The following is a 25,040-nucleotide window of genomic DNA, read 5'->3' as shown; positions in this document are numbered from 1 at the left end:
CTGGTTCTTCCGGATGATGCCGATCTCTTCGTCACTGATGGCCAATAGCTCGCTCACGGTTTTGGCGATCGCGCCCCGTAACGACCTCGCGCATTTGCGCACGACGAAGCGGTGCAAGCTGCGCTCGCAAAATGGCAGTCCTTTGTTACCCGGATATCCCTGAATGATCACCAATTTGCCTGATCAGGAGTCTGTCGAATGCATAACCGCGACTGCGCCTGGCGCAAGGTGACCACCCTTAACAGGCCGCTGAAATACCTCCAGCGGACGTCAGCGCGACGACTGGCTGAAGCGTTGCTTTGAGGATCCCATCCAATCCCACATTCATGCGCGGCGCAGATACCTTCACGGGAAGCTTGTTCACTATGCGGAGGCTGGAGGATTTCGTGCCGCAGTCCCATCCGCTGCGCTCGATCCGGACTATGGCCAACCAGGCGCTGGTGAAGATGGACCGGCTGTTCGCGCAGATGTACGAGGCCGATATCAAGGGTGGCCGCCCCAGTATCGCGCCGGAGAAGTTGCTGCGGGCCATGCTGCTGCAGGTGCTCTACAGCATTCGCTCTGAGCGCCAGCTCATGGAGCAGACGCAATACAACCTGCTGTTTCGCTGGTTCATCGGGCTGTCGATGGACGACTCAGTTTGGGTGCCCACGGTCTTCACCAAGAACCGCGAGCGACTGATCAAGCATGATGCGGTGATCCAGTTTTTCAACGAGGTGCTGGCCATCGCGCAGAAGAAGAACTGGCTGTCGGGTGAGCACTTCAGCGTGGACGGCACGCTGATACAGGCGTGGGCAGGCCACAAGAGCTTCGTGCGCAAGGATGGCGACGACCAAGACGATGACGCCGGCGGCAGCTTCAAAGGTCGCAAGCGCAGCAACGAGACACACGAATCCAAGACCGATCCCGATGCCAAGCTCTACCGCAAGGGCAAGACATCCAGTGAGCTGCGCTACATGGGTCATACCCTGAGCGACAACCGCCATGGCCTGGTGGTTAGCGCCATGGTGACCAAGGCGGACGGACACGCCGAGCGGGAGGCCGCAAAGGTCATGCTTAACGATGCCAGGCAGGTGATTGAAGACCTGAATGTGGAAGTCACCGTGGGCGCGGACAAGGGCTATGACGCGCACGAGTTCATTGAGGCCTGCCTGGAAATGAAGGTGACGCCCCACGTGGCGCAGAACACATCGGGTCGTCGCTCGGCCGTTGCTGATGCCATTGCTTCCAGCGCCGGTTATGCCGTCTCGCAACAAAAGCGCAAGCTGATCGAACAGGGCTTCGGGTGGGTCAAGACCGTGGGGCGCATGCGTCAGGTGATGGTGCGCGGTCTGAAGAAAGTCGATCAGATGTTTGTGCTGAGCATGGCCGCCTACCACCTCGTGCGCATGCGCTCGCTGGGACAAATCCGTCCGCAGTTGCAGTAATCGCGCTAATGAGGCCGGAATGGGCGCCAAAACGCGGAAAAAGCCGAGGCAGTGACGTCCGGCTTCCGGATTGTGAAAAACAGCGCTCCCAGCCTTGCGGGGAAAACTCATCGCTAGCGCGATGAGTACTTCAGCAGCCTGATAGATCGAAGCCGAGCAGCTTCGACACAGCCATTCCCACGTTCGTATACCCATGCGTATCAACGGCAAGCGCGAGCAGGCCGCCGTCCTCGCGCGTGTCGCTGTGGCGCACTGCCCCTTCGATTGCAACCCCCGCCTGGCGCTCGTTAAGGACGATGGGCTGGTTGTACACGATGCCATGCTGGTCCAGGACGTGCGTGTAGATACCTACTGCATGGGTGCGCCTACGCGGGTCGACACGAGCGTAAAACAGATGAGGTGATGTATCCAGGCTCATCGAGTCGCTCGAGGCTCGCTGGCCAGTTCCCCACAACTCTGTAATGGGGTGCGTACGTTGAAACTCGACCACGCGCGCGTTGGCGCGCGACAGCCGGCCCGACATTTCGAGCACACGCATTGTGTTCGAAATCGCCGCAGCATCGACTTGCTGAATCATGGCGGCAACGCCTTTCGCATCGATCTCGGTGCCGTGTGCCATCAGCGCGCCGTAGAGCGAGACAAGTTCTTTGGCATCGCGTGCCTTCCGCGCCAGCAGTACTTCGCTAAATCCCGTGTGGACATCCACCTCCATCATGAGATCCGCAAACTGAGCTGCGCCGATCGCCTTGAACAGCAGGTCTCGTGTGCGCCTCGGTATCCCGTCCGTCGGTAGCGCCTCAAGTGTCGAGAGGTGCAGAGCGCCATCCTTGCCGATTGTCACGCGTCCGGCTTCGCGAGCCTCCTCCAGCGCGGCGAGACTGGCCTTCAAATTCTCAGTCAATCGCTCGAGAAAGGGATCCGCGGTAGCTGGTAGACCCAATAATGATAGGTGCCGGTCTCGCTCGGACTCCCATTCTGACGGTGGAATCAACATCTGGTCACGTTCACGAAAGGACAGACTGTGGTTGATCCACACCGACCCGCGGCGCAGATCTTTGCGCAAGCTCGTGATCGCGGAGGCTTCCAGAGCGTGCAGTGCACGCTTTCGATCGTCGCAGTCGACCAAAGCGCGCCAGTTGGCGCTAATCGGGACGCCGTGTTCAATGGGCAACTCCGTCGCGCCGTCATCGCGCAGCCTGGCGATAAGCTCGAGTTGCTGTAGGCTAGGTTCTGTGTCCCGACCCGAGAATTCCAGTTCACATAGGGGTGCAAGGAGACTACGGATGCGTCGGTAATCATCAGTCAGCGTTTCGCGCACGCTGGCCGCATGGCTGGCTGGAGGCTTGTCCGGTAGCTCCCCAAGAAGTGCTCCTATCTCTGCAAGTCGGACTTCTGCCGGGCGCGTGTTGTCATGAACGAGCGCTTTGATCACGACCAGTTGTGGCGTTGTTGCATAAATCGAGATTGAAAACAGGGGCTCCTCGGTGAGGCTGAACTCAGGCGATACAGACGGATTGCGGGCGAGCGAGCGCGACCATGCGGTTGAGCACGCCCGCACGGATGGCCACTTCGGTGGCCTGCGACCCGATTTCGCGTGCCCACAGACTGTGTCCCGTCAGCGTCTTGAGGCGGTACATCAGGGTCTCTGCCAGCGAGCGCCGGTGATAGCCGCTGGCGGCTTTCCATTCGCGTCGACTGCTCTTCTCGATGACATCGATGGCCTCGTTACGCCAGGCTGCACCCGGCGTACTTTCGGACCATGGCTTCGCTCCATCGCGTGGTGGAATCGAGGGCTGTGCATCCCGCGCGGCAATCGCCGCGTGGCACGGCTTGCTGTCGTAAGCGCCGTCGCCTCCGATGGTATCGATCGGTGTATCAGCGGGGATTTGATCGAGCAGGTCGGCCAACACTTCGCCATCGCCAACGTCCTGATGGGTCATCAGCGCGGCACGGATTTGGCCGGTGTTCGCGTCCATGGCGAGATGGACCTTGCGCCAAGTCCGGCGCTTGGACCAACCGTGCTTGCGAACCTTCCACTCGCCGTCGCCGTAAAGCTTCAGTCCAGTGCTGTCGATCACCAGATGCAGCGACTCGCCGGTACGAGAGGCGGGCAGCACGACGTTCAGATTTTGCGCGCGGCGGCTCAATGTCGTGTAGTTCGGCACTGGCAATGTTGGGAAGGCCAGGGTGCGCAAGCTCTGCGCGAAGCCTTGCAGCGCGCGCAGCGGCAGGTGGAACACCTGCTTGAGACCGAGCAGACCCTGGATCAGCGCATCCGTATAGACGAGCGGGTGGCCACGCTTGGGCGACTGGGCTTTAGCCGGTGGCACGAGCAAGCTCTCTTCGACCCACATCGTCACGTCTCCTCGGGCTATCAGCCCCTTGTTGTACTGCGCCCAGTTCTTGACGCGGTAGACCCCCTTGGGCTCGGCTTGCTGTCGGTTGTCCTTGCGCATCGTCCCGGAAAAAATCCAAGACACTACGCCGCATCGTCAGAAGTTAACAGAGCCAGCGTTCCAGCCGTTGCGCGTAAACGTCAGCCCAACCGACCCCGGATTTATGCAACAACGCCCCAGTTGTTGTCGATATTCAACAGAAGAGCGAGCCTGTTTCGTTGTGGTCTTGTTGTAGGCGTGCCGAACCAGATCGGAAACGCGGCGCCCTATTTGATAGAGCAGAGAATCGGTCAACTCGAGCAGCGTCACGCGCAGGAAAAATACCAGCTCAAGAGTGCGCGCCGACCCTTTGAGCTCGCGGGTCTTCACCGGACGGCGCGCCTGAATCCGCTGTGCCCACGCACGCTGCTTATCGATCGGCACGGTGTCCAGCGTCCATGTGTGTACACCGATCTCCTTGAGAAACCGAATCTTTTCCAGCGTTTCGGTGATCGTCGTCGGACTGTGCCGGGCCGGCGGCGTCTTGAGCCAGTCGAGAACGGTCATGTCTGCGGCGTCGTGTTGGCTCGATAGCGCTGCATCGGCGCGCCTCAGTTGCGTCTCAGGGACGGTCGCCTCGATCAGGGCGAGCGTGTCGCGCTCGGTCTCAGCCCAGACCGATCGTCCGAGATCTCGCAACGTCCGGTCGGCGGGAATCAGAATCCTTCGTTCGTACAGCCAGCAGTTCGCGTGCTGGAGTAGTTCGTCGAGCGTGAGCGACTCCTTGGCATTTTTGCGCATCCATGCTTCGAGGCCTGCCCATTGGTCCGGGCCGATTGACTTCAACCCCAGATGCCGTCAGGCCCAGATCAGGTGGTCATAGAGCGTTTTGTACCGGCGATATAGGGTCCGAAGCGATGCAATGGTCGGCGTCGTCAAACCGAGCCGCTGGCCGATGTAGTGGAGCAACTGGCGCGGCAGCGTACTGACTTGGCCGAGGCTATGCCCACTTGCGCGCAGGAATACCAGTTGGATGGCCGCCCCAGCGCGCCGGTCGGGACGAAAGCGCTCATTGAGCGCTGCGACGTCGCTGTCGGTCAGTGCGAAATATCGCTCCACATCGAAATCCGACAACCGCGTCGGCAACCGGTCCCTTCCCACATAGCGAAATCCCAAGCCCGGCATCTCTTGCCCCCATCGAGATGGCGCGATACGAATCGCGGGCGCATATGTTACGCCCTCCTCTCATTCGTAGCCGTCAACAAGTGTGGGCTTGTCGGAAAGCGTTGTGGACAAAGGCTTTCGGGGAAACCGCCAGATTTTGCACGAAAAGTACGATTAGTGCGCCAGGAGACTGGCAGAGAGTAGTCGATGAAAGTTCGATACAGGAAAGGAATAGCGAACCACCCTGGCCCCGAGTCATGCGGCGGCACCCGCGAGGGTGCAGCCGAAGCGTTGACAGGGGAGAGTGCAGGCCAGCCATTGAGCCGCGAAATCATTCTGTCTGGAGCGCCGACGCTGTTGATCGAAGCGGAAGGCAACATCGTCGAGGGCGCTAAACGCGAGTTCTCGGCGGGCTCCACGCGGTCGAAGACCCTGAGCATGCACAGAAGCTCTCTGCACAGGAACTGGGAGATCTCGCCAGTGCCCACCGAGCAGCTGGCGGTGGGCGGGTCGGGGAAGGCCGATGGCCGTACGCCCGACATCGACGCTGGCGAGAAGTCAGATGCTTGCGTAGTACCGAGGAACGATCCGAACAACGACGCGGCCGCAAAGCCGGCGTCTGCGGAGGATCGGGAGGGAAGGCGAGCAGCCAAGAGGAACGCCGAACAATCTCCCGCGCCCCGGACACAGAGCCGGTCCCGCGCGTCGACGGGGTTGAACGGCGTACGCGAAGCAGCCTGTGCCCAAAAGGCATCGGGCAAGAAGGTGCAGTTCACCGCGCTGATGCACCACATCACGCCGCGATTGCTGATCGACAGCTTCATGCATTTGAAGAAGTCGGCGGCGGCCGGGGTTGATGGAGTGACATGGCACGACTACGAGGAATGCTTGGTCGAGCGGATAGGCAAGCTCTGGGACGCGGTGCAAGCTGGCCGCTACCGTGCCCTGCCATCAAGGCGAGTGTACATACCCAAAGCGGACGGCAAACAGCGTCCGCTAGGCATCGCTGCGCTGGAGGACAAGATCGTCCAGCAAGCGGTGGTGACAGTGCTCACACCAATCTACGAGTCCGACTTCCTTGGGTTTTCCTACGGGTTCCGGCCCGGACGTGGCCAGCACCAAGCGCTTGATGCGCTGTGGGTGGGGCTGCATTGGAAGAAAGTGAACTGGGTGCTCGACGCAGATATTCGCTCGTTCTTCGACACGGTCGACCACGGGTGGATGATGCGGTTCCTTGAGCACCGAATTGCGGATAAGCGCCTGCTGCGGCTCATCCGCAAGTGGCTGACGGCCGGCGTCATCGAGAACGGGGCGAAGACGGAAATACGGGTAGGTACCCCACAGGGGGCGGTGATCTCACCGCTGCTCGCGAACATCTACCTGCACTACGTCTTTGACTTATGGCTCCAGCGATGGCGTCGCCGCGACGCTAAGGGTGACGTGATCGTCGTGCGATATGCTGACGATAGCGTTGTGGGCTTCGAGGCCGAGGCTGATGCCTCGCGATTCCTGGAGGCCTTAAAGGCACGATTTGCTCAGTTCGGGCTGTCGCTCAACGAACAGAAGACGCGAGTGTTGCAGTTTGGTCGCTACGCGGCCAGCCTACGCAAGCGCGCTGGCTTGGGCCGGCCGCAGACGTTTGACTTTCTTGGGTTCACGCACATTTGCGCGACCAAGCGGTCGAATGGCGGTTTCATCGTCAGGCGGTTGACATCGAGCAAGCGGATGCGTGCCACACTCAAGGCACTGCGGCAGGCGCTGTACCGGCGCCGGCACGAACCGATCGCAGTGGTCGGCACATGGCTACGCCGTGTGATGCAGGGCTACTTCAACTATCACGCCGTCCCGGGCAACAACCTGCGATTAAGTAGATTCCGTTCTGGGGTCTGCCGAGCCTGGTTACATGCCCTCCGGCGACGTGGGCAATATGGGCGAATGTCCTGGGCGCGATTCCTCCGACGGGTCGCGCCATATGTACCGTCAGTTCGCGTTCTACACCCTTACCCAACACAGCGCTTCTTCGCGTCATGACTCAAGGCAGGAGCCGTATGCGGTAGCCCTGCACGTACGGATCTGTGCGGGGGGCGGGGGGTAACCTCCGTCCCTACCGCGATCCCCGTCACACCCTCCCCATTCCCACCAAGCAGGTGATGACGTGGTGCAATGGCGGTAGCCGGCCAGTCTCAGCCATTCGCGTCTAGGCGGTGAATGGCTGAAGTCAATCCTACTTCGGCCTTCAAGAACTGCGCAGCCGGCCTATTTTTAGTTCCGCTCAGCGCGGAACAAGGGATGAAGTCCAATTACCACCAGATCCTCGACATGCATTGGCCCGACGAAACGTCGGGCCAATGTGGTTGCTTTACCTGTGCATTCGATGGTTCAAGCAGTACAGACGTAACTTGTTGCACTGTTCGGGTCGCCCCCGACATACTTTGGCCACGCGGGATACTCGCATACCGGGCGCTTTCTACCGGTAGTTGGCGGAGTAACATCGGTAACGATCAGATCATGGGGTTCCACCCCTTTTGTCACCCAATAGTCCAGGGCCGTCAGGCTGTCGTAACCCCCTTCAAATTGGCCGCCGAAGCCATGCGCTGCGCCCGGGAGCAAATAGAACTTCAGGAACGATGAGAGCTGGGACTGCCCATAGGCTGCAAGCAGGCGGTTGTACAAGTCAACGGACATCTGCGCAGGAATAAACTGGTCCGCCTGCCCATGTTGCAGGATCAACTTTCCGCCTTTGTTTTTGAAGGCATCGAAATTGACGCTCGTTCCGTCTATCAACTGACTCACCGCTTGTGTCCGCGCGGTCAGGGCGCCGGGATTCGTGAACCCGAAGGTAAGGATGTCGAGGCTCGGGTCGCGAGCAATTGCATACTTCACCAGGGCATTCGGGAAGGCATAGAAGAACGATGCCTTTGCCACATCAGCCGTGGCCGGATCCGCAACGGCGTCCGCTGCTGATGAACCCAGGGACGGATACAGCGGCCCCCAAAAGTCGGCACCAGCAAGTACTTTGTAGCCCGGGATGGTTCGAATACCATTCGCGAAGTCGAAGGTAGTGATGAGCGGCGTGGCGATTGTCGCCACGGTATTGAGTTGTGCATCCGACAGACACGTGTCTCCAGTGTCTGCACCGCCTGGACAGCGCAGTGTAGCCGCGTCAAATCCGCACGCGCCTGGATTGCTGATGACACCATCCGCTACCCCATCAAGGGTATCGCACTGCGACATGACCGCGTCTCGCAAGACCTTGCCCTTAGCGGCATTGATAAACCCGCCGGGTGAGAGGGAGGCTTGCGAAATTCGCCCCATCTGGAATGAGAGACCAAGCAGCCCGGACGCAGGATAGCTGGCGATGACGCCATCGTAATCAGACGCATACTTTTGGGCCGCAACGAGCCCCATCCGACCTCCTCCAGATCCCCCAATGAAGTAGCTCTGGCTCGCGGATTGCCCATATCGCGTCTTCATCAGAAACGTCGCGACGTCGTGCGTCTTTTTTATGTGGCTTCCTGCATAGTTTGCTAGTGCCTCATCGTTTGACGCGAAGGTCCCGACGAAGTCATTGGCTGCCTGGTGGCCAGCATCGCTACCGTAGGTGACATAGCCTCGAGCCAACGGGGCAAGGACACCGCTCGGCTCGCCATACGGCGAGAATCCCGATGCGGCGAAGCCAGTCGTGTCAGGAATGACTCCATCAAGTCCACCACCGCCAAAGTGGAGCGACTTCCCGTTCCATGCCGTAGGAAGGTCAACTTCGAATTGGATGTCGGGTGCAGAAGAGTCAACGGGATGAATGCCGCCCAGTACTTTGCAGAACTCACCGCTCGTATTGCCGCTGTCGCTCGCAGCGACCAAAGTTGCAGAAGTTATCGTTGCCCCCGTAGAGGCCAAGCCAATATTTCCTGCTGGAATGGCAATGCCCTTCAACTCGCCGCACAGTTCCGTCGGTGACTTTTGCGCAGTCGTTGGGCCAGGTGCACCGACTGATGGGGCGCTCTCTTCACCCCCACATCCAGCCAGCGAGATCGCCAATGTTGAGAGGACGGTCAAAGCCCCAACGCTACGCCAAACCTTATCGCGAGCATGATTCATAGTTGTGTCTCCTTGCCATGTTGTACGCAGTGCTCCGCGGTCCCATGCACTTCACTGCCGACTCCGATCGGCCATCGTGCATCGACGCGTGCATCTGGATTGCCAACTCCAGTGCTCACGGAACCCACAGCAGGAACAGTAACGATCGTCGCGTGCGAAGATTGTCTTGCATAGGACAAAGCTGTGCGTGCGTCAGGATGCAGGATCATCAGAGGCAACGGGGTTGCGTCGTGGGCACGGGGTGACAGTGCGTGGCATAATCGGCGCACCGCCATCGCGTGGACCGCGGTCCCCATGCGGAAACAGAACTACGGCAGATTCGACATGCAAGATCTTCCGAATGGACACCGGGTCCGGATCCGACGCCGTGGCGCCGACAAGCATCCCCTTATTCTTAAAGCGGCGCGCGAACTTGTGGCGCAATCAGGCTTTCGCGAAGCGCAGATGACTGCGATCGCGGATGCTGCCGGCATCGCGATAGGGACGCTTTACCGCTACTTTCCCTCCAAAACAGAGTTGATGATCGAAGTCGTCAAATCGGCGGCACAACGCGAAGTCGAAGTTGTAGCGGGAATTGCGATGCGAGACGGCGCCGCCTGCGAGAAGCTTGGCGCGGCCGCCTGGACCTTTGCCAGCCGGGCGCTCCGCGGTCGACGACTGGCCCATGCGCTCGTCGCTGAACCTGTAGAACCCGACGTAGAGTCAGCGCGCCTGACTTATCATCGGGCCCTCTCCCGAGTCTTCAAGACAATCATCGAACAAGGCATCACCGAGAAGGCATTCCCCGCTCAGAACGCCGCTGCTTCAGCAGATTGCATCGTTGGCTGCCTGTTTGAAGGCCTCGTCGTGCCGCTAAGCAATGAGGCCGCTGAGGCGTCGACGTCCCTGAGTGCGCATGCCACCGCAATCATCACATTCTGCCTGCGCGGAGTTGCGGGGCAAATGCTGTCCTTCCCTCCCCCGAGCGCCGCGTAGTAACGCAGGGCCGCCTACCTGGTTTCGCGCAAATAGGAATCCAAATTGCACTTAAGAGTGCCACGCGACCGATGACGAGTAGCGTAGTGCACTTTTAATAGCCTTAAAGCCGGGAAATTTCCTGCTTTTACTGAGCATTAGGGCTTGACATGGGCCGTTGAGCCGCTTAGCCTTAAGTGGAATCATGATTCGCTTAAGATCATCCTGTCGGCGAATCGGCGCTCCGCAGCCGAACGCGACGCAAGGTTGACTTCCGTTCGTGCACACCGTACGCAGCGAAGAAGAGCCTTCCCACGGGCAACCAAAGAGAACTCGCTATGCAATCGCTATCCCCCGGCTTCGGGAGACAGATTTCTCGGCCGCCGCTGCCCGCTGAGACGACCATGCGCGCGTCGCTCGCGTCATTCTTTGGGAATTCCGCTTGGTTCGATCGCCTGACGGACCAGGAAAAAGCGCGCGTCATGACGGACTCCTTTGAAAAGCACCTGACCGCCGGAGGCACGGCCTGTCACCGCGGCGCCCCGGCCGATCATTGGCTTGGAGTTGTCGAAGGTATTGTCAAAGTAGATACTGCATCCGCATGCGGAAGAGCCATTACTTTCGCCAGCATGCCCGCGGGCGCATGGTTTGGCGAGGGTGCTGTCCTCAAGGACGAACCACGACAGTATTCGGTAGTGGCATTGAAAGACAGCCGGATCGCCTATGTACCGAAAGCGACTTTCCTCTGGCTGCTCGAACAGAATCACACATTTAGCCGATACGTTATCGATCAGCTCAACGCACGTTGTGGCTACTATGTCGGCCTAGTGCATAACCTGAGGCTTCACGAAGCAGCAGGTCGTGTGGCGTTCTGCCTCACCGAATTGTTTCACCGTCAACTCTACCCTTCGACCGACCGGACCCTGGCGCTGTCGCAGGAAGAAATTGGACGGCTCACAGGACTGTCGCGCCAGAATACCAATCGAGCGCTTCGCGAACTTGCTGATGCAGGCATGGTTGCAATGGAATACGGCGCGATCCAAGTGATCGATCTTGAGGGACTTCGGCAATTCGCCCACATGGGCGACTAATCCACGTTTGCGACAGCAGTCGTGCTGCATCGCGTCGGAGATGCAGCACGACCGATGATCAAGCCATCTCAACGGCGACGGCGGTCGCCTCACCACCGCCAATGCACAGGCTGGCGATCCCTCTACGGCCGCCAGTTTTCTTAAGCGCTGCCAACAGCGTGACCAGGATCCGCGCACCCGAAGCGCCGATGGGGTGACCCAAGGCACAGGCGCCACCGTGGATGTTGATCTTGTCCCGGTCCAGCCGGAGATCGCGCGCGGCCGCCATTGCGACAACCGCGAATGCTTCGTTGATCTCCCAAAGATCGACTTCCGATGCGGACCATTCCAGTTGCCCGAGCAGCTTCTGGATCGCCCCGATTGGCGCAGTGGTGAATGTCGCCGGAGTTTGCGCGTGTGTCGCGTGACCGACGATCCTCGCAATCGGTTGCAGCCCCATCGTCTCTGCGACGGATTGCCGTGCAAGAACCATTGCGGCAGCCCCATCCGAGATCGAACTCGAGTTTGCAGCCGTCACCGTCCCGTCTTTCCTGAAAGCAGGCTTCAGGGTGGAAATACGGTTCAGATCAGCCTTGCGGGGCTGCTCATCACTTCTTACCTGCACCCGCCCCTTGCGACCCTCCAACGTGAGTGGCACGGTCTCCCAGTCAAAGTCCCCGGCTTCCATTGCGGCTTGCGCACGCAGCGTGGACGACACCGCCCATTCGTCTTGCGCATCTCTTGTGAATCCGTACGTAGCAGCACAGTCCTCCGCAAAGGTTCCCATCAAGCGTCCGCGCGTGCCTTCGCTGTAATGGTCTTCAAGACCATCAAGGAACATGTGGTCCAGGACCGTCCCATGACCCAGTCGATACCCGCCTCGAGCCTTCGGTAACAGGTAGGGCGCATTGGACATTGACTCCATGCCGCCCGCGACCATGATGTCGTTGGTCTTCGCCACAAGCAGGTCGTGCGCCAACATGACCGCCTTCATACCGGATCCGCATACCTTGCTGATCGTGGTGCACGGCACGGCGAGACTCAGGCCGCCGTGAATGCTGGCCTGGCGCGCCGGAGCCTGGCCGACGCCAGCCGGCAGCACGCATCCCATGAGCAATTCCTGGACAGACGTTACATTCACGTTCGCGCGCTCCACGGCCGCACGAATGGCAGCGCCTCCCAGTTCCGGGGCCGTCAATGGGGACAACTCTCCCTGAAAACCGCCCATTGGCGTTCGCGCTGCAGACAGGATGACGATGGGGTCGATGTTTGAGTTCAGCATGATTCCCTCACTTTGCTGCCATACGGATGGCACCGTCGAGTCGAATGACCTCACCATTGAGGTACGAGTTGCCAATCACATGCTTGACGAGATCCGCGAATTCCTGCGGCTTGCCCAACCGCGGAGGAAACGGTACAGACGCACCGAGCGACTTCTGCACTTCATCCGGCATGGCCAATAGCAATGGGGTAGCCATGATGCCCGGCGCAATCGTGACCACACGTATCCCGAAGCGCGCGAGTTCACGCGCCAGCGGAAGCGTCATTGCCACCACCGCGCCCTTTGAAGCTGCATAAGCGCTTTGGCCGACCTGTCCGTCAAAGGCAGCAACAGATGCCGTGTTGACGATAACGCCGCGCTCCCCATCGCCTGTTGCCTGCTGTTCCGCCATCAGGGCGGCCGACAACCTCAGCACATTGAACGTGCCGGCAACATTGATCTCCAGCACGCGCTGGAATGAGGCCAGCCCGTGCACGCCGCTCTTGCCAATCACCTTCTCAGCGGGCGCAACGCCTGCACAGTTGACGAGTCCTCGCAACGGTCCAAGCGCCTTGGCATAGTCGAAGATTTGCTTGACGCTTTCCTCTTTCGTGACATCAGCCCGGACGAAAATGCCGCCCACCTGCCTGGCAACAACCTGTCCCGAGTTCGAGTCAAGATCGACGACGACCACTTTCGCCCCTGCCTCCGCCAGCGCCATTGCGGTGGCGGCCCCGAGGCCCGATCCGGCCCCCGTCACTACGAATACGTCTCCGACCCCAAGGGCGTTGTTCCCAGCCATCGCGGTGCGTACCTGATGAGACTGGATAGCCCTCCGCTGGTTATTGATATCCTCGACCCCCTGGCGCCGGCGGGAGAGTTGATTGGCGAGTTCGAATATGAGCAGTTTCTTCAGCAGGGCGATCCGGCTTTTCCGGGTCTCTATCCCGAGGATGAATGGGACGCCATCGCTCTGAACTACACCTCGGGCACAACCTGGATTGTATGTCGCGGATCCTGACACGATGAGTGCTGTGCCGTGGGATGGCAAGACTCAGGGCGAACTCATGTTACGTGGCAATATCGTGATGAAGGGGTACCTGAAAAACCCCGAAGCCACCCAGCGCGCGTTCAGTGGCGGGTGGTTCCACACCGGCGACGTGGCAGTGGTGCATCCGGACGGATACATCCAGATTACCGATCGATCGAAAGACGTCATTATCTCGGGTGGCGAGAACATCTCGTCCGTCGAGGTCGAAGATGTCTTGCACCAGCACCCGGCGGTGCTGATTGCCGCGGTTGTGGCGCAACCTCATCCCAAATGGGGAGAATCGCCCTGCGCGTTCATCGAACTCAAGGATGGGGTGAGCGAACCTGCCGAGGAGGGAATCATTGCCTTTTGTCGGGCACGACTGGCGCACTACAAATGCCCCGTGCGCGTTGTTTATGGGACCTGTCAGAAATTTTGTGTTTAGGGCATAACATGTCGCCAAGGAGCATGTATGCCACGCAAAACCAAGACCAGCCAGGCCGCCGACCGTGAGCTGCCGACCATTCCCGAGGACCTGATTGCCCATTTCGTTAAGGGTCCGATGACCGCCGAGGCGGTGCAGGACGCCTCGATGGCGTTCAAGAAGGCCCTGATCGAGCGCGCCCTGGGGGCCGAGCTCGGCCATCATCTGGGCTACCCGGCTGGCGCCGAGCGCCCGGCCGGCACGGCCAACCAGCGCAATGGCAAGAGCGCCAAGACGGTTCTGACCGACGACGGGCCGCTGCGGTTAGACATCCCTCGCGATCGCGACGGCAGCTTTGATCCGATCCTGATTCCCAAGCACGAGCGGCGCTTCACCGGGTTCGACGACAAGATCATCGCCATGTATGCGCGCGGCATGACCTTGCGCGAGATCCAGGCGTTTCTGGCCGAACAGTACGGCACCGAGGTCTCGCCCGAGTTCATCAGTTCGGTGACCGATGCGGTCATGGACGAGGTCACCGCCTGGCAGGCCCGTCCGCTGGAGGTGATGTACCCGGTGGTGTTCTTCGACGCGCTGCGGGTCAAGATGCGCGAGGACGGCGTGGTGCGCAACAAGGCCGTCTACCTGGCCTTGGGCGTGCTGCCCGACGGCACGCGCGACATCCTGGGCCTGTGGATCGAGACTACCGAAGGCGCCAAGTTCTGGATGAAGGTGTTCAACGACCTGAAGACCCGGGGTACCCAAGACATCCTGATCGCGGTGACCGATGGCCTTAAGGGCATGGAACAGGCCCTGGCCGCGGTGTTCCCGAACACCACCCTGCAGACCTGCATCGTGCATCTGATCCGCAACAGCCTGGAGTACGCCAACTGGAAGGAGCGCCGCGCCGTGGCGGCGGCGCTCAAGCCCGTGTACACGGCCCCCACGGTCGAGGCCGCGCTGGCCGAGTTGGCGGCCTTCGAGAACGGGGAATGGGGTCGGCGGTATGCACCGATCGGCGCATCCTGGCGTCGCGCCTGGGATCAGGTGATCCCGTTCTTTACGTTCCCGCCGGCGATCCGCAAGATCATTTACACGACCAACGCGATCGAGAGCATCAACGCGCAGCTGCGCAAGATCATCAAGACGCGCGGTCACTTCCCCAGCGACGAGGCGGCGACCAAGCTGCTGTGGCTGGCGCTGCGAAACATCACGGTGAAGTGGGGCAGTTCAACCCATGACTGGAAGGCTGCCATGAACCAGTTTGCGATCCTCTACGAGGAACGCTTCACCCACCCTTATCGTTAAGATATTGCTGGCTCACCGTTCCATCGACGGTGAGCCTTTACCTGCCCTGCACACAAAAAAACTGACAGGCCCTGTTTATGGGCCGCTACCCAAAACCGGAACCGGAAAGATTCAGAAGTACCGGCTACGTGAAATCGCTTGCAGCCGCGATGCCATCACTGATCTGGCTCGCTCGCAGTGAATCCGTCCCTCCTTTTATCACCCGATTGCTTCCAACACTTGAGCAGATGACCGTTCTCCGCCGTCGCAGCCATTCGGTAGCCCGCTGGCAAACGTCGGAGAAGGGTCGGAAAGAGCCCACCGGATAGAAAGTGCCAGGTTCTTGCCGCGCTCTGGGCGATTCACGAGGCATGACTCGCTTAAAGGAGAGTGTCAGTATCAATGCAGAAAACCGGCGCTCCAGCCTGCCGAACAGCCAGCCTTACCTGAGAGTGACCTTTGCCTGAAAGCGCGATGATTATCCAGCCGGTTCTTAGACGTTGCGGGAGAGCTTGACCCTGCAACCGGGATAGTTCAGGCAACCCCAGAATGCACCAGCTGGTCCCTTCCGCTCGACCATCTTGATTCCGCAGGCCGCGCATGTCGGCGTGCGATAGTCCCCCCGAAACGCCTGCTTCAGCAGCGTCGCTTGCTTGTACTGATCGAGGGCGCGTATCCGTTCGACAATACCCGCACCATCAAGCAATTGAATGCCGGCTCGCTCCGCCGACTCCTGCACCGGTCGCCCGACATAGCCAGACAACGACCAGAAAACGCCCCGACGCACCTTGTGTTCGTGCATGACACCGGCAAGCGCGCGGACCTGCTCCACCTTCACCGGCTTGCGCCATGCCTTGCATTGGACCACGGCCACGGGACCATCCCGGCCAGCCTTGTACAAGGTTGCGTCGATGCCGCCATCGGGACCGTGGGGCACGGTCTTGACGGTGAATCCCATCGCCTCGTAGTACCCAACACAAAGCAGCTCAAATCGCTTCCACTCCAGCTGCTGGAGGGCATCGAGCGTCCAGCTATTGATTTCCGGCTTTTCCGCTAAGGCGGCTGTCCGCGGCGGCGGGCCGACGTCCTCCCTGGACCCCATGGATTCACCGGAGGATTGGGATGACTTCCACCGCGACGACGATCGACTCGTGCGAGAACTCCGAGCCCTCACGGGGATTTCTTGCTGCCCTGCCCTTTCCCTACGCCGCGCACGGATGTATGACAGCACACCCAGAAAGCCGAACATGGCGGCAGGCATCCAAGCTAACGACTGGCTTAACACCGCAATGCCCGTCAACAATGGGCTCGATCCGAATATCGCTGGGACGACCCCGCGCAACACGATGTAGGCACCCACTGCGAGCGCTGCAGATACCCACCACGGCGCATCGATCAATATCTCGCTAAGCGACGGCTCCTTCCTTCTGCGACCCATTTCTCTACCTGTTGTTGTTATCCACTGCAGCCCGCGCCATCCCCCTACCGGCAAATCTACCCGATCTGACACGCACAACGGGTTGCAACGAGCCAACACCCCACCGACTACGGGTGGCAGAGCCGCCAGCCCCTACCCGGTAACTTCGCGAACTCCCGCCATAGTTTCGCTTGACGGCATCCCTTAAACTGCATCCTTCGCGCAACATCACACAAAAACCATGAGAAAAGCAGGTCGGGTCAAGACGTGGCATGCAGACAAGGGCTTTGGTTTTATCAACGTCCACGCGGACACGGATGTGTTTTTTCACATCACCGCCCTACAAACGCGTGCCGTGACGCCAACGTCTGGCGACCGCGTGAGCTTCGAACTCGGCAAAGGCCGGGACGGCAGGCCACAAGCCTTGAACGTTGCCATCGTCGGCGCAACGAAGGCGCGGTCGGACACGAGTCTTTGGCCGGTGTTCGCGGGTCTCGCGGCGTTGGGCCTCATCGCCGGCGGCGCCCTGATGGGTTATTTTCCACACCAGGCCGGCCTGGTCAGCCTCGTGACGAGCCTCATCACGTTCTTCGCCTATGGCGACGACAAGACGCGGGCCAGCCGGAATACGTGGCGCACGCCTGAGACCACCCTGCACCTGCTGGCGCTCTGCGGCGGTTGGCCGGGCGCGCTCGCCGCCCAGCACCTGCTGCGACACAAGAATCGCAAGCGGGCGTTTCAGGCGATGTTCTGGGGCACTGTCGTCGTGAACATTGGCGCGATGGTGCTTTGGCGAGCCGTCATGGCGGCCTGAGAAAGGGAAAGCCGAAGGCCGCGGTGAGCCATGTCCCGGCAAATTGCGGCTTACGGGCGTTATGTCGAATGTGCCGTGACAGACTTTCCGGGGTGAAAGCCGTCGCCGGCTTGCACGACCTTGTTCCAAGCCCGGTGCAGCATCTTCTTGCTGAGGCATCTGCCCTGCCGTATACGTATATGATCGTCGCCGGCTTGCCACGACGTCTGGGGGCCGAGCATCGGTCGCCGGGACGGACTGGCTACCTGCACGGGGATTCAGATTGCCAAACTGTACTGCGTTAGGATCAACACCGTTTGCGTCAGGCCTTGCGCCGAAAGGGTGGTCAAATACTCCGAAGGAGACTTCGGTGGATTCTTCAGAGATGCACGGTGGTCCGCCACTGCCGCTAGGACCTTCCCTGCATTCAGATCAAAGAGGTCCACGACGAAATCGTCCGGGTGGATCGCTTCGACGTTGAACTCCTTGAGCGCTGCTTCCGGAAAGTCCTTCATATTGAAGGTGATGATTGCCTCCGAGCCGCTATGAATTGCGGCCGCGACCACATGTCGATCGTCAGGGTCAGGCAACTCAATGGACTCAATAAGGTGTTCATAGCCGAAAACTAGCGAATCGCGAACGCTTCGGTTCATCAGTTCGCGCGTGCCTGCAAGACGATCCGCGGAAAGCTCCGGCCGCCGCGCGAGGAGGTTGCGAACCCACTCGTCATGAATTTGATTCGTCCATTTTGCACGGTACAGGTCGGTCAGCGCGAGCCGCATCAGCAGATCGCGCAGCGGAGCAGGATAGAGAACGCAAGCATCGTAGACGACAGCGAAGTTGGAGGTCATGCTCAATAGCCCATGTCCAACTCTTGGGCCTGCGCTGCGAGTTCGTCTAGTGCCTTGCGTCGCTCGTCATCAATGCGCTGCTTGTAGCTGACAACGTCCTGGTAGAGGACGCGCCGATGCGTGTTGACTTTACGGAACGGAATCTCGCCCTTCTCCAGAAGTTGAACCAAGTATGGGCGAGAGACGTTAAGCAGGTCCGCCGCCTCTTGCGTCGTCAGCTCGGCGTGAATTGGAATGATGGAGACGGCGTTCCCTTGGCCGATTTCGGCGAGAACCTCGACGAGAAGCCTCAGAGCAGAGGTGGGCAATGTGACACTATGCAACTCGCCCTTGTCAGTCTTGAAATCGAATTGCTGCGTATCGGATCGGCTGTCCAGTGCCACCGCCAGGCTACGGCTCGATTCCCGAGCGATAGCGCTTTCGTCTGCCGAAGGCAGCGTCGTGTTAGTGATGGTTGCGTGCATGGAAGTCCCCGGATCGTACGTGTGACGGTATGATAATTCGAAATAATCGAATTCGTAATATCCGAAACGGTGAAAACTCAGCGAAGAGGATTTTTAGCAACGTGCGCGCGTAAGAACTTGTGCTTTTTTATGCACAAACGCACGGTGCTGTGTGCACAGCAGAGGAAAGGTGCAGACGCATGGGACCCCCCCGTGGGAGGTTGCGCAATAGACAAGCGCGAGGCGGCGTCATACGAGTGATACGGGCTAGTTATCGAACCTTATCGCAGCTTTCGTGCAATGTCCGCCGTCACCCACGTCCCAGCCCCAGCGCGGGTCGATGGCGCGGTCGCCACTGAGGAGACCGCGCCCCGCTGCTCGGCGCGCTACTTGGGCGAGCACGCGCCCCGCCGGCACGCCGCCTTCAGCTCGGCGATCTCATCGTGATGGGTATCGGTTTGGACGCGCGTGAGAAGGCGTACGCTGCCGGCGTCGATCCGCAACGCATCCACTTCCAGGTATTTTCCCGAGCCGGCGGTGAGCTTGGAGAGAACCAGCGCCTGGATGCCGTCGCCGGTGATGTCGGCGAACTTCGCGCGCAGCTTACCGTCATCTCGAAAGATGGTGCCATTGCGCGAGAATACCGCGCCGGCGTCGAAATGCAGGAGCTGCGCATCCTTGAACACGGCGACGCTGTAGCTGCCCATCGAGGCCGCTTCCAGATCGCCCTCGGACAGCACAGCCACCCGCTGGTCCGGCAGCGTGATCGCGACACCATCCTTCGCCATCGCAGGCAGGCCCGCGAACCCGACCGAGGCGGCGGCGCAACAGATCAGAACGCCCTTCTTCACAGAATCCTCCTTAGGCATGGCTCAGGGTCATGCTCGGCATTGCACACTCAGCCGAACGAAGAATCAAGAGGCGTGCGGGACGGGCGCGTGCGCGCGGACTCTGGTAAAGGCGCTGCGGGGCGCCAAGTAGCACTCATGGCATGGCTGCTTCTATCCAGATTACGCCGACTGGAAAGCCTGGGCTGGGATCTGGTACTGAGGCCAGCGCCGAAGAGGCCAAGCTCGTTGACAAACTGGAGGAGTTCATCGTCTACCTGGACAACAGTCGGAGCTGCATCGTAGTGAACTACGGTGACCGCTATCGGCATGAGGAGCCCATTGCATCAGGGTTCGTCGAGTCTGCCGTCAACCAGGTGGCCAGCAAGCGATTCGTGAAACGGCAGCAGATGGCTTGGCGGCCCCGGTTCGCGCACAACCTGCTACAAATCCGGACAGCTATGCTCAATGACCAACTCCGATCGTACATTGAACGATGGTACCCCTTCATCGCCGGAGAAAAGATCGCCGCAATCCAGGCCGCCACTCGAATCGATGGAAATCCGGTAACGGACCGTCGCAGCTGGAGTGAGCCTTATCTCCCTCTCCTTCAAGCCACCGAGACACATGGCCGAAGTCTGGGCGCCAAGAATGATCGCCCCCGGTTTGGCGTAGAACCGCGCCACCTCACCGGATCTGAGTCGGCCAACTTCCTTCCCATCGACTGACAGGACGGTATCGCAAGCGCTGCCGTAGAACCCTTGGTCCCGGGTCACGACCAGCGTTGCAAACTCGCCGGGTGGCGGCGTTTGCAATCCGCTAAGCCGCTCGGAAGGTGCTGGCGCCGCCTGACTTGCGGCTATCGGCGTGGTCGAGCATGCGGAAACCAGCATGGTCACCACGCAGGCAGAGACGATTGTGCTTCGGATTAACACGTGGCCCTCCAGAAGGCTGCGACGCAATGCGTGCAGGAACTAGGCGACGATTGCGGGTCGGCTCAGAATTTGTGCCGGATACCCAAGGCGACGCCGAACATATTGCTCTGCCCGTTGCCCAGCACATAGCTGTTACCCAGCGACAGACTGTTGGCAAAGACGGTCGCGAGCGAGTCAAGCATCAAGCCGGCGTTCTTGGCATAGGCAGTGGTCACGTAGACATCGGTACGCTTGGACAGCGAGTAGTCGGCCACGAAGGAGATCTGCCACGGATTGGCCACGCTTGTATTGCCGTAAAGGTTCTTGAGATCGTCGTAGTTGTACTCGAGCGTGAGTGCCAGCGCCGGCGTGACCTGATAGTTGGCGCCGACCCAGTAGAAGTCATCGCGCTGGATCAGGGCATCGGCCGCATTCCTGTTCTGGCCCCAACGGTAGCCGCCCATGATCTTGGCCGGGCCGAAGGCATAGCTGGCGCCTACCGCGGCTTTCTTGATGGTGCCGGTGCCGGTGCCGATGGTGGGATTCCACTGGTCATAGCCCGCGGTCGCGGCGAACGGGCCGAACGTGTAAGCCAGCGCCCCGCCATAGGCGGTGTCGCGCCGGAACTGCCCCGGGACTTCGCCATTGCCGCCGATCGGAATGGGGAATCCTACCGAGGCGGGCAAGGCCACCCCGACGCCGAAGGACCAGTGCGCGAGCGCCGTCAGTCCCCCGAACTTCCCGGTGTACTTGACGGTGTTGTCCGCGCGGTAATTGGGGCCGGATTGCATGACGACCGGCTCATACTGCGTGGCATAGGCGGTCGGAGAGAAGTTGGCCAGGGCCTCGAACATCGAGGTGTATTGCCGGCCAAGGCTGACCATGCCAAGACGGCTGCTTTGGACGCCCACGTATGCCTGGCGGCCGAACAGACGGCCGCTTTGCTGCGACAAGCCGTTGTCGATGCCGAAGCCGCTTTCCAGCACGAAGAGGGCCTTGATGCCGCCACCCAGGTCTTCGTTGCCGCGCAGGCCCCAGCGGGAGCCGGATAGCCCTCCCGAAGTCAGACGGTAGGCATCGTTGGCCGGTCCCGGATTAAAACCATTGGCGGCCGTCGGCACGACGCCGGCGTGGTTGACGTATTCCACGTTGGCGTCGATCACGCCGTACAGCGTGACGCTTGACTGCGCAACGGTTGCCAGTGGCCATCCAAGCAATGACATCAAGGCCATTCTTTTCAGTGCCATGCCCGCTCTCCTCTCGTTCTTTTTTGTTGGTGGTTCAACCACGGCTTCAGTCGCTGCATGGCTGACCTTACGGCATGCTGCCAGGCAACCTGTTCGAGCATAGGAGCGTAATACGCTCTCCGCCAACATTCGATGACTGGAAACGCTCGAAACGGAAAAACAGTGTCGGCCGGTTGCAACAGTCGCCAGTGAAGCGCTCCCGGTGCGGAGCGCCTAGAATGCTGGTGAGCCAAGGCTCACAGGAGTTTGATCAGAAGTCGTTTTGGTGTCTGAAGTCCAAACACACATAACGTATCGAGGAGAACGACATGTCCGCATGCAAATTGCCCGCATTTGGTTTCGCAGTCCTGATGGCACTGACTTCGATAGGCGCGGCCGCCCAGACACCCCAGGGATCGCAACCGGGTGCGGCGCCATCCGACGTTCCCGCAGCGCCCCCGACTACGGCCCAGGCCAAGGCTTTTATCGCCGAGCGCTTCAAGGCGGCCGATGCCAACCATAATGGCAAGCTGACTCGTGACGAGGCTCAGGCGGGAATGCCAAAGGTCTACGAAAACTTCGACAAGATCGACGTGAAAAAGCAGGGTTACGTCACCGAGCGCCAGATCGGTGCCTACTGGATGAAGAAAACCAAGGACCAGATGCAGAAGGAAGATCCGATCTGGAACTGAAGGCGCTACGGATTCTTTTTAGCCGCAGAGGATGATGGAGCGGGAGAATTCGAGCCGTATCTTCCGCCCGCGGTGGTCCCGCATGCACCGAATCGATACTAAGATAAGAAACGCCCCCGACCTGCAAGGCAACGGCAACCGCAACCGCTTTAGGGAGACCGCTAGTCCCGGCTCAGCCCACGGCATTGGCGTCGCAGGACAGCTACGCTGCTGGCGGGCACGGCGGTCGACCGATACGGCTCTTTAGTACTTGGTGTCCCGCTTTTCCTGACGGCCCTCCTGCTTCGTGTCGCGCTTGTCCTGCCGGCACTCAGCGTTGCTCTTCTGATTTTCAGCCCGGCAGTCGACCTTTCCCGAACGCGCCTGCTGTTTGGCTGCCTGGTTTGCGTCTCTGCCTTGTTGACGCTGCTGCGACTGCTCGGTTGCCGGGGCAGCGCCCGATAGCGCCAGAAGACCGGCCACGGCCAGCACCCTGCCGGTCTGGCTCCAACGTCCGTTTTTCGATTCGACCATTTTCACACTCCTCCTTGCTTGGTCAGGATGACGCTCTGCTCTACTGCCAGGCCGCATTCGCATGCTCGTGTCGAGCAGACTTACGCAGCCTCTGTGAAAATTGATCATCCCTCGCTACCATTCCATATTGGCACATGACCGGCGACAAGGACGAATGGGATGCGGACATCATTCGTCAGAATAAAGGTTGGGCCGCATCAGGTGCTAGCCATAATGCAATCGGCAGGGAATCCGACATCTGAGGGCTATTTCGTTATAGCGGCCGGCAAGGCGAACCCAGGCGGGGCCTTAGCCCAAGGGTAACCCTTCGACGCCATGTTATAGCCAGTGTCATAGAGCGCTCGCATGTAATCGGTGTCGAACTCTTCCTTGTGGGGCGCCTTGAAACTCGCCGGGATGAAGGCAAGATTGAAATCAACACCATCACGCTCTGCAGTCGCATAAATGCGGTAAAGGTCGCCGATACCCTGGCTTTGAATCAACGAAGCGACCGCGCGAGAGGCAATGCTCATTGTGGAGCGCTCAACTTGCGCCCAATCCGCATCGAGTCTGGCGTTGCGGATCACATAGAGTTTGCGCTCCCGCTTGACTCCGACCGACGCCGCCTCGTCGTTGATGCGTATCCCAGCCGGATAAGCGAATACCTGTGCGACGATTCCCCCGTCAACGTGCATTTCTTGATAGGGCTTTCCGTCGACTACGACGTCGACCATCATCGGTGGGAAGCCGCCCGGGATCGAAGCTGACGCCACCATGACCTTTACGAACAGATCTAATGCCTTGGGGCCACCATAGCTTGCGATCTTACCCATGTCCCAGATGATTGCGCGCCTTGCATCAAGGTCGGCAGTGGCGACCAACAGCATGCGACCTTTTGCGTACTCCGCTGCAATCTCTTTCAGGAAGGCCTCCGTCACGGATTTTCGCGTCAGCCTTAGCAACGGCGCATTATCCGCCATGCCATCGCTCAGCACGCCTGCCAGAAAGCTACGCGGTTCCAAGACGTCTTTCGGGGAAATTGTCGTGTAGACCTCTTTCAGAGTCCCGTCGTACTTCGGCCCGAGGAAAGCGAAAGGGGCTATCAGGGCCCCGGTACTGATGCCGGTGACGAGCTTGAACTCCGGTCGCGTCCCAGTTGCGGTCCACGCATTCAGAAGGCCAGCGGCAAATGCACCATTGTCGCCACCACCAGAAATCGCGACGAACACCGCCGGTGGCATCGGGCCTTTGTGTCCCTGCCGCGCAAGGTAATCCCGTTCTCGTCTCAGTGCCTCGAAAGCCGCTTCAGTGAATTCGGGAATGTCAATCCCTGCTGTGTAGCGTACCCCGGGCATGCCAGGGATTTCAGCTCTCGCTGTTACGTCGTAAGCGACCGAGAAACGGCGTCCTAGTTTTGTAGGGTGAGTCTTGGCAGGCTTGCGTCCGCAAACACTTTGCGGACGCAAACCATGATCACTGACGATATTGATGTTGACTGCTTTCCACTGCGAGTAGTGCGTGTCCGGCGCAATGGGAAACGCGATTACGAGCCGGTGGCCAACCGGCGTTTGATTGAGCTGTGTCTTCGGCCTGGCGCATCGGTGGCAGGCATAGCGCTCAAGGCTCAAGTCAATGCCAATCAACTGCGCAAATGGATTCGGCTGCATCGGGAATCGAGGGCAGTGGAACACGGTTCGCTGGCGGCGTTCGTGCCGGTTGTTCAGGGAATCCGATCTCCTGAAGTCGAAGCTGTGGTCACTGCGCCGCGTCGCACGACGGCTGTGGCAGTTGAACCGCAACCTCAGCCGTCGCGACCAGTCGCGCTGCTGAGTGCGAAGTTGCCAAACGGCGTAGCGATTGAGCTCGCATGCGGTGAGCGTGACGGTGAACTCGTAAAGGCGATGATCGAAGCGTTGGGGGCGAGCTGATGTTCCGCTTCGACGAAGGGCTGAAGGTCTACCTGCACCGGGAAGCTGTGGATTTCCGCAAGAGTATCAATGGTCTGTCGGCGCTGGTCGAGCAGTCGCTGGGGCTCGATCCGTTCGCACAAGCGGTCTACGTGTTTCGCAATCGACGAGCCGATAGGATCAAGCTGCTTGGCTGGGACCGGAACGGATATTGGCTCTTTTTGAAACGACTTGAGGCAGACCGTTTTGCTTGGCCGCGTGGGGCGGCAGTGGCGACGCTCTCGGTCGAGCAACTTCACTGGCTGCTGGACGGCATCGACATCAGTGCCGTCCAGCGGCACCCGCCGCGACATTACCAACGGGCCGTGTGAACGCTGCATGACATCGA

The 25,040-nt window shown here is 60.0% G+C and carries 21 protein-coding genes and 4 pseudogenes; 12 read left to right on the top strand and 13 right to left on the bottom strand.

What is annotated here, in order from left to right; all coding sequences use genetic code 11:
- Positions 1 to 326 precede the first annotated feature (326 nt).
- Positions 327 to 1,427, top strand: a complete 1,101-nt coding sequence (locus RALTA_RS27015) for an IS5 family transposase (RefSeq protein WP_012354469.1) — start codon at positions 327 to 329, stop codon at positions 1,425 to 1,427.
- A 142-nt stretch (positions 1,428 to 1,569) separates the two neighbouring features.
- Here the strand turns inward: RALTA_RS27015 and RALTA_RS27010 are convergent.
- The 3 genes and pseudogenes from RALTA_RS27010 to RALTA_RS31165 all read right to left on the bottom strand — a co-directional run.
- Positions 1,570 to 2,868: pseudogene (locus RALTA_RS27010) on the bottom strand (Tn3 family transposase); the annotation flags it as partial.
- Between the two features lie 55 nt (positions 2,869 to 2,923).
- Positions 2,924 to 3,883 (bottom strand): IS5-like element ISRta5 family transposase, encoded by a 960-nt coding sequence (locus tag RALTA_RS27005; RefSeq protein WP_012354468.1) that lies wholly within the window; start codon positions 3,881 to 3,883, stop codon positions 2,924 to 2,926.
- Positions 3,884 to 4,000: 117 nt separating this feature from the next.
- A pseudogene (locus RALTA_RS31165) lies at positions 4,001 to 4,987 on the bottom strand (DUF4158 domain-containing protein); the annotation flags it as partial.
- 297 nt (positions 4,988 to 5,284) lie between these two features.
- Here RALTA_RS31165 and ltrA point away from each other — a divergent pair.
- On the top strand, positions 5,285 to 6,997 hold the full coding sequence (ltrA, locus tag RALTA_RS26990) for a group II intron reverse transcriptase/maturase (protein WP_018003737.1): 1,713 nt from the start codon (positions 5,285 to 5,287) through the stop codon (positions 6,995 to 6,997).
- A 348-nt stretch (positions 6,998 to 7,345) separates the two neighbouring features.
- On the opposite strand, the gene RALTA_RS26985 is transcribed toward ltrA, so the two are convergent.
- Entirely contained in the window at positions 7,346 to 9,064 is a 1,719-nt protein-coding gene (locus RALTA_RS26985; RefSeq protein ID WP_012354465.1) for a tannase/feruloyl esterase family alpha/beta hydrolase, read from the bottom strand.
- Positions 9,065 to 9,388: 324 nt separating this feature from the next.
- On the opposite strand from RALTA_RS26985, the gene RALTA_RS26980 reads away from it, so the two are divergent.
- Both RALTA_RS26980 and RALTA_RS26975 read left to right on the top strand, forming a co-directional pair.
- Complete coding sequence (locus RALTA_RS26980) at positions 9,389 to 10,039, top strand: TetR/AcrR family transcriptional regulator (RefSeq protein WP_012354464.1); 651 nt, start codon at positions 9,389 to 9,391, stop codon at positions 10,037 to 10,039.
- Positions 10,040 to 10,422: 383 nt separating this feature from the next.
- Entirely contained in the window at positions 10,423 to 11,109 is a 687-nt protein-coding gene (locus RALTA_RS26975) for a Crp/Fnr family transcriptional regulator (protein ID WP_012354463.1), read from the top strand.
- A 58-nt stretch (positions 11,110 to 11,167) separates the two neighbouring features.
- Here RALTA_RS26975 and RALTA_RS26970 read toward each other — a convergent pair whose 3' ends face one another.
- Together RALTA_RS26970 and RALTA_RS26965 are read right to left on the bottom strand one after the other, a co-directional pair.
- Positions 11,168 to 12,370 carry an acetyl-CoA C-acyltransferase gene (locus RALTA_RS26970; protein WP_012354462.1) on the bottom strand — a complete coding sequence of 401 codons (1,203 nt, stop codon included), beginning with the start codon at positions 12,368 to 12,370 and terminating at the stop codon, positions 11,168 to 11,170.
- A 7-nt stretch (positions 12,371 to 12,377) separates the two neighbouring features.
- On the bottom strand, positions 12,378 to 13,151 hold the full coding sequence (locus RALTA_RS26965; protein ID WP_012354461.1) for an SDR family NAD(P)-dependent oxidoreductase: 774 nt from the start codon (positions 13,149 to 13,151) through the stop codon (positions 12,378 to 12,380).
- 15 nt (positions 13,152 to 13,166) lie between these two features.
- On the opposite strand from RALTA_RS26965, the gene RALTA_RS30710 reads away from it, so the two are divergent.
- From RALTA_RS30710 to RALTA_RS26950, 3 genes and pseudogenes are all read left to right on the top strand, one after another.
- Complete coding sequence (locus tag RALTA_RS30710; protein WP_018003739.1) at positions 13,167 to 13,370, top strand: hypothetical protein; 204 nt, start codon at positions 13,167 to 13,169, stop codon at positions 13,368 to 13,370.
- Positions 13,342 to 13,824: pseudogene (locus tag RALTA_RS26955) on the top strand (AMP-binding enzyme); the annotation flags it as partial. The gene RALTA_RS30710 and the pseudogene RALTA_RS26955, both read left to right, overlap by 29 nt.
- 27 nt (positions 13,825 to 13,851) lie before the next feature.
- A complete protein-coding gene (locus tag RALTA_RS26950) occupies positions 13,852 to 15,111 on the top strand; it encodes an IS256 family transposase (protein ID WP_012354364.1) in 1,260 nt (419 codons plus the stop codon).
- Between the two features lie 472 nt (positions 15,112 to 15,583).
- On the opposite strand, the gene RALTA_RS30845 is transcribed toward RALTA_RS26950, so the two are convergent.
- Complete coding sequence (locus RALTA_RS30845; RefSeq protein ID WP_018003705.1) at positions 15,584 to 16,192, bottom strand: restriction endonuclease; 609 nt, start codon at positions 16,190 to 16,192, stop codon at positions 15,584 to 15,586.
- 556 nt (positions 16,193 to 16,748) lie between these two features.
- Here RALTA_RS30845 and RALTA_RS26940 point away from each other — a divergent pair.
- Positions 16,749 to 17,321 carry a DUF1294 domain-containing protein gene (locus RALTA_RS26940; protein WP_012354459.1) on the top strand — a complete coding sequence of 191 codons (573 nt, stop codon included), beginning with the start codon at positions 16,749 to 16,751 and terminating at the stop codon, positions 17,319 to 17,321.
- A gap of 257 nt (positions 17,322 to 17,578) precedes the next feature.
- On the opposite strand, the gene RALTA_RS26935 is transcribed toward RALTA_RS26940, so the two are convergent.
- The 3 genes from RALTA_RS26935 to RALTA_RS26925 form a co-directional block, all read right to left on the bottom strand.
- A complete protein-coding gene (locus RALTA_RS26935; RefSeq protein WP_018003706.1) occupies positions 17,579 to 18,151 on the bottom strand; it encodes a PIN domain-containing protein in 573 nt (190 codons plus the stop codon).
- A gap of 2 nt (positions 18,152 to 18,153) precedes the next feature.
- Entirely contained in the window at positions 18,154 to 18,615 is a 462-nt protein-coding gene (locus RALTA_RS26930) for an excisionase family DNA-binding protein (protein ID WP_012354456.1), read from the bottom strand.
- A 365-nt stretch (positions 18,616 to 18,980) separates the two neighbouring features.
- Positions 18,981 to 19,382, bottom strand: a complete 402-nt coding sequence (locus RALTA_RS26925; protein ID WP_370820323.1) for a PliI family lysozyme inhibitor of I-type lysozyme — start codon at positions 19,380 to 19,382, stop codon at positions 18,981 to 18,983.
- A 193-nt stretch (positions 19,383 to 19,575) separates the two neighbouring features.
- Between RALTA_RS26925 and RALTA_RS30840 the strand changes: the two are divergent.
- Positions 19,576 to 19,951: pseudogene (locus RALTA_RS30840) on the top strand (ISKra4-like element ISBte1 family transposase); the annotation flags it as partial.
- A 467-nt stretch (positions 19,952 to 20,418) separates the two neighbouring features.
- Here the strand turns inward: RALTA_RS30840 and RALTA_RS26915 are convergent.
- The gene (locus tag RALTA_RS26915; RefSeq protein WP_012354452.1) at positions 20,419 to 21,582 is read right to left on the bottom strand and encodes a porin; all 1,164 of its coding nucleotides are present in this window, start codon (positions 21,580 to 21,582) and stop codon (positions 20,419 to 20,421) included.
- 308 nt (positions 21,583 to 21,890) lie between these two features.
- On the opposite strand from RALTA_RS26915, the gene RALTA_RS26910 reads away from it, so the two are divergent.
- Positions 21,891 to 22,253, top strand: a complete 363-nt coding sequence (locus tag RALTA_RS26910; RefSeq protein ID WP_012354450.1) for a CREC-EF hand family protein — start codon at positions 21,891 to 21,893, stop codon at positions 22,251 to 22,253.
- Between the two features lie 243 nt (positions 22,254 to 22,496).
- Here the strand turns inward: RALTA_RS26910 and RALTA_RS26905 are convergent, their stop codons facing one another.
- Positions 22,497 to 22,766 (bottom strand): hypothetical protein, encoded by a 270-nt coding sequence (locus RALTA_RS26905; protein ID WP_012354448.1) that lies wholly within the window; start codon positions 22,764 to 22,766, stop codon positions 22,497 to 22,499.
- A gap of 245 nt (positions 22,767 to 23,011) precedes the next feature.
- Positions 23,012 to 24,100 (bottom strand): patatin-like phospholipase family protein, encoded by a 1,089-nt coding sequence (locus RALTA_RS26900; protein WP_012354447.1) that lies wholly within the window; start codon positions 24,098 to 24,100, stop codon positions 23,012 to 23,014.
- Positions 24,101 to 24,214: 114 nt separating this feature from the next.
- Here RALTA_RS26900 and tnpA point away from each other — a divergent pair, with 114 nt between their 5' ends.
- Both tnpA and tnpB read left to right on the top strand, forming a co-directional pair.
- Positions 24,215 to 24,673: an IS66-like element accessory protein TnpA gene (gene tnpA, locus RALTA_RS29345; protein WP_012354446.1), complete on the top strand. Its 459-nt coding sequence runs from the start codon at positions 24,215 to 24,217 to the stop codon at positions 24,671 to 24,673.
- A complete protein-coding gene (gene tnpB, locus RALTA_RS26895) occupies positions 24,673 to 25,023 on the top strand; it encodes an IS66 family insertion sequence element accessory protein TnpB (RefSeq protein WP_012354445.1) in 351 nt (116 codons plus the stop codon). The genes tnpA and tnpB overlap by 1 nt, the downstream gene beginning before the upstream one ends.
- The last annotated feature ends 17 nt before the right edge of the window (positions 25,024 to 25,040 follow it).

The organism is Cupriavidus taiwanensis LMG 19424 (assembly GCF_000069785.1).
GTDB lineage: Bacteria > Pseudomonadota > Gammaproteobacteria > Burkholderiales > Burkholderiaceae > Cupriavidus > Cupriavidus taiwanensis.
The sequence above is the reverse complement of the archived record's forward strand: the minus strand, read 5'-3'. Positions and strand labels throughout refer to the sequence as shown.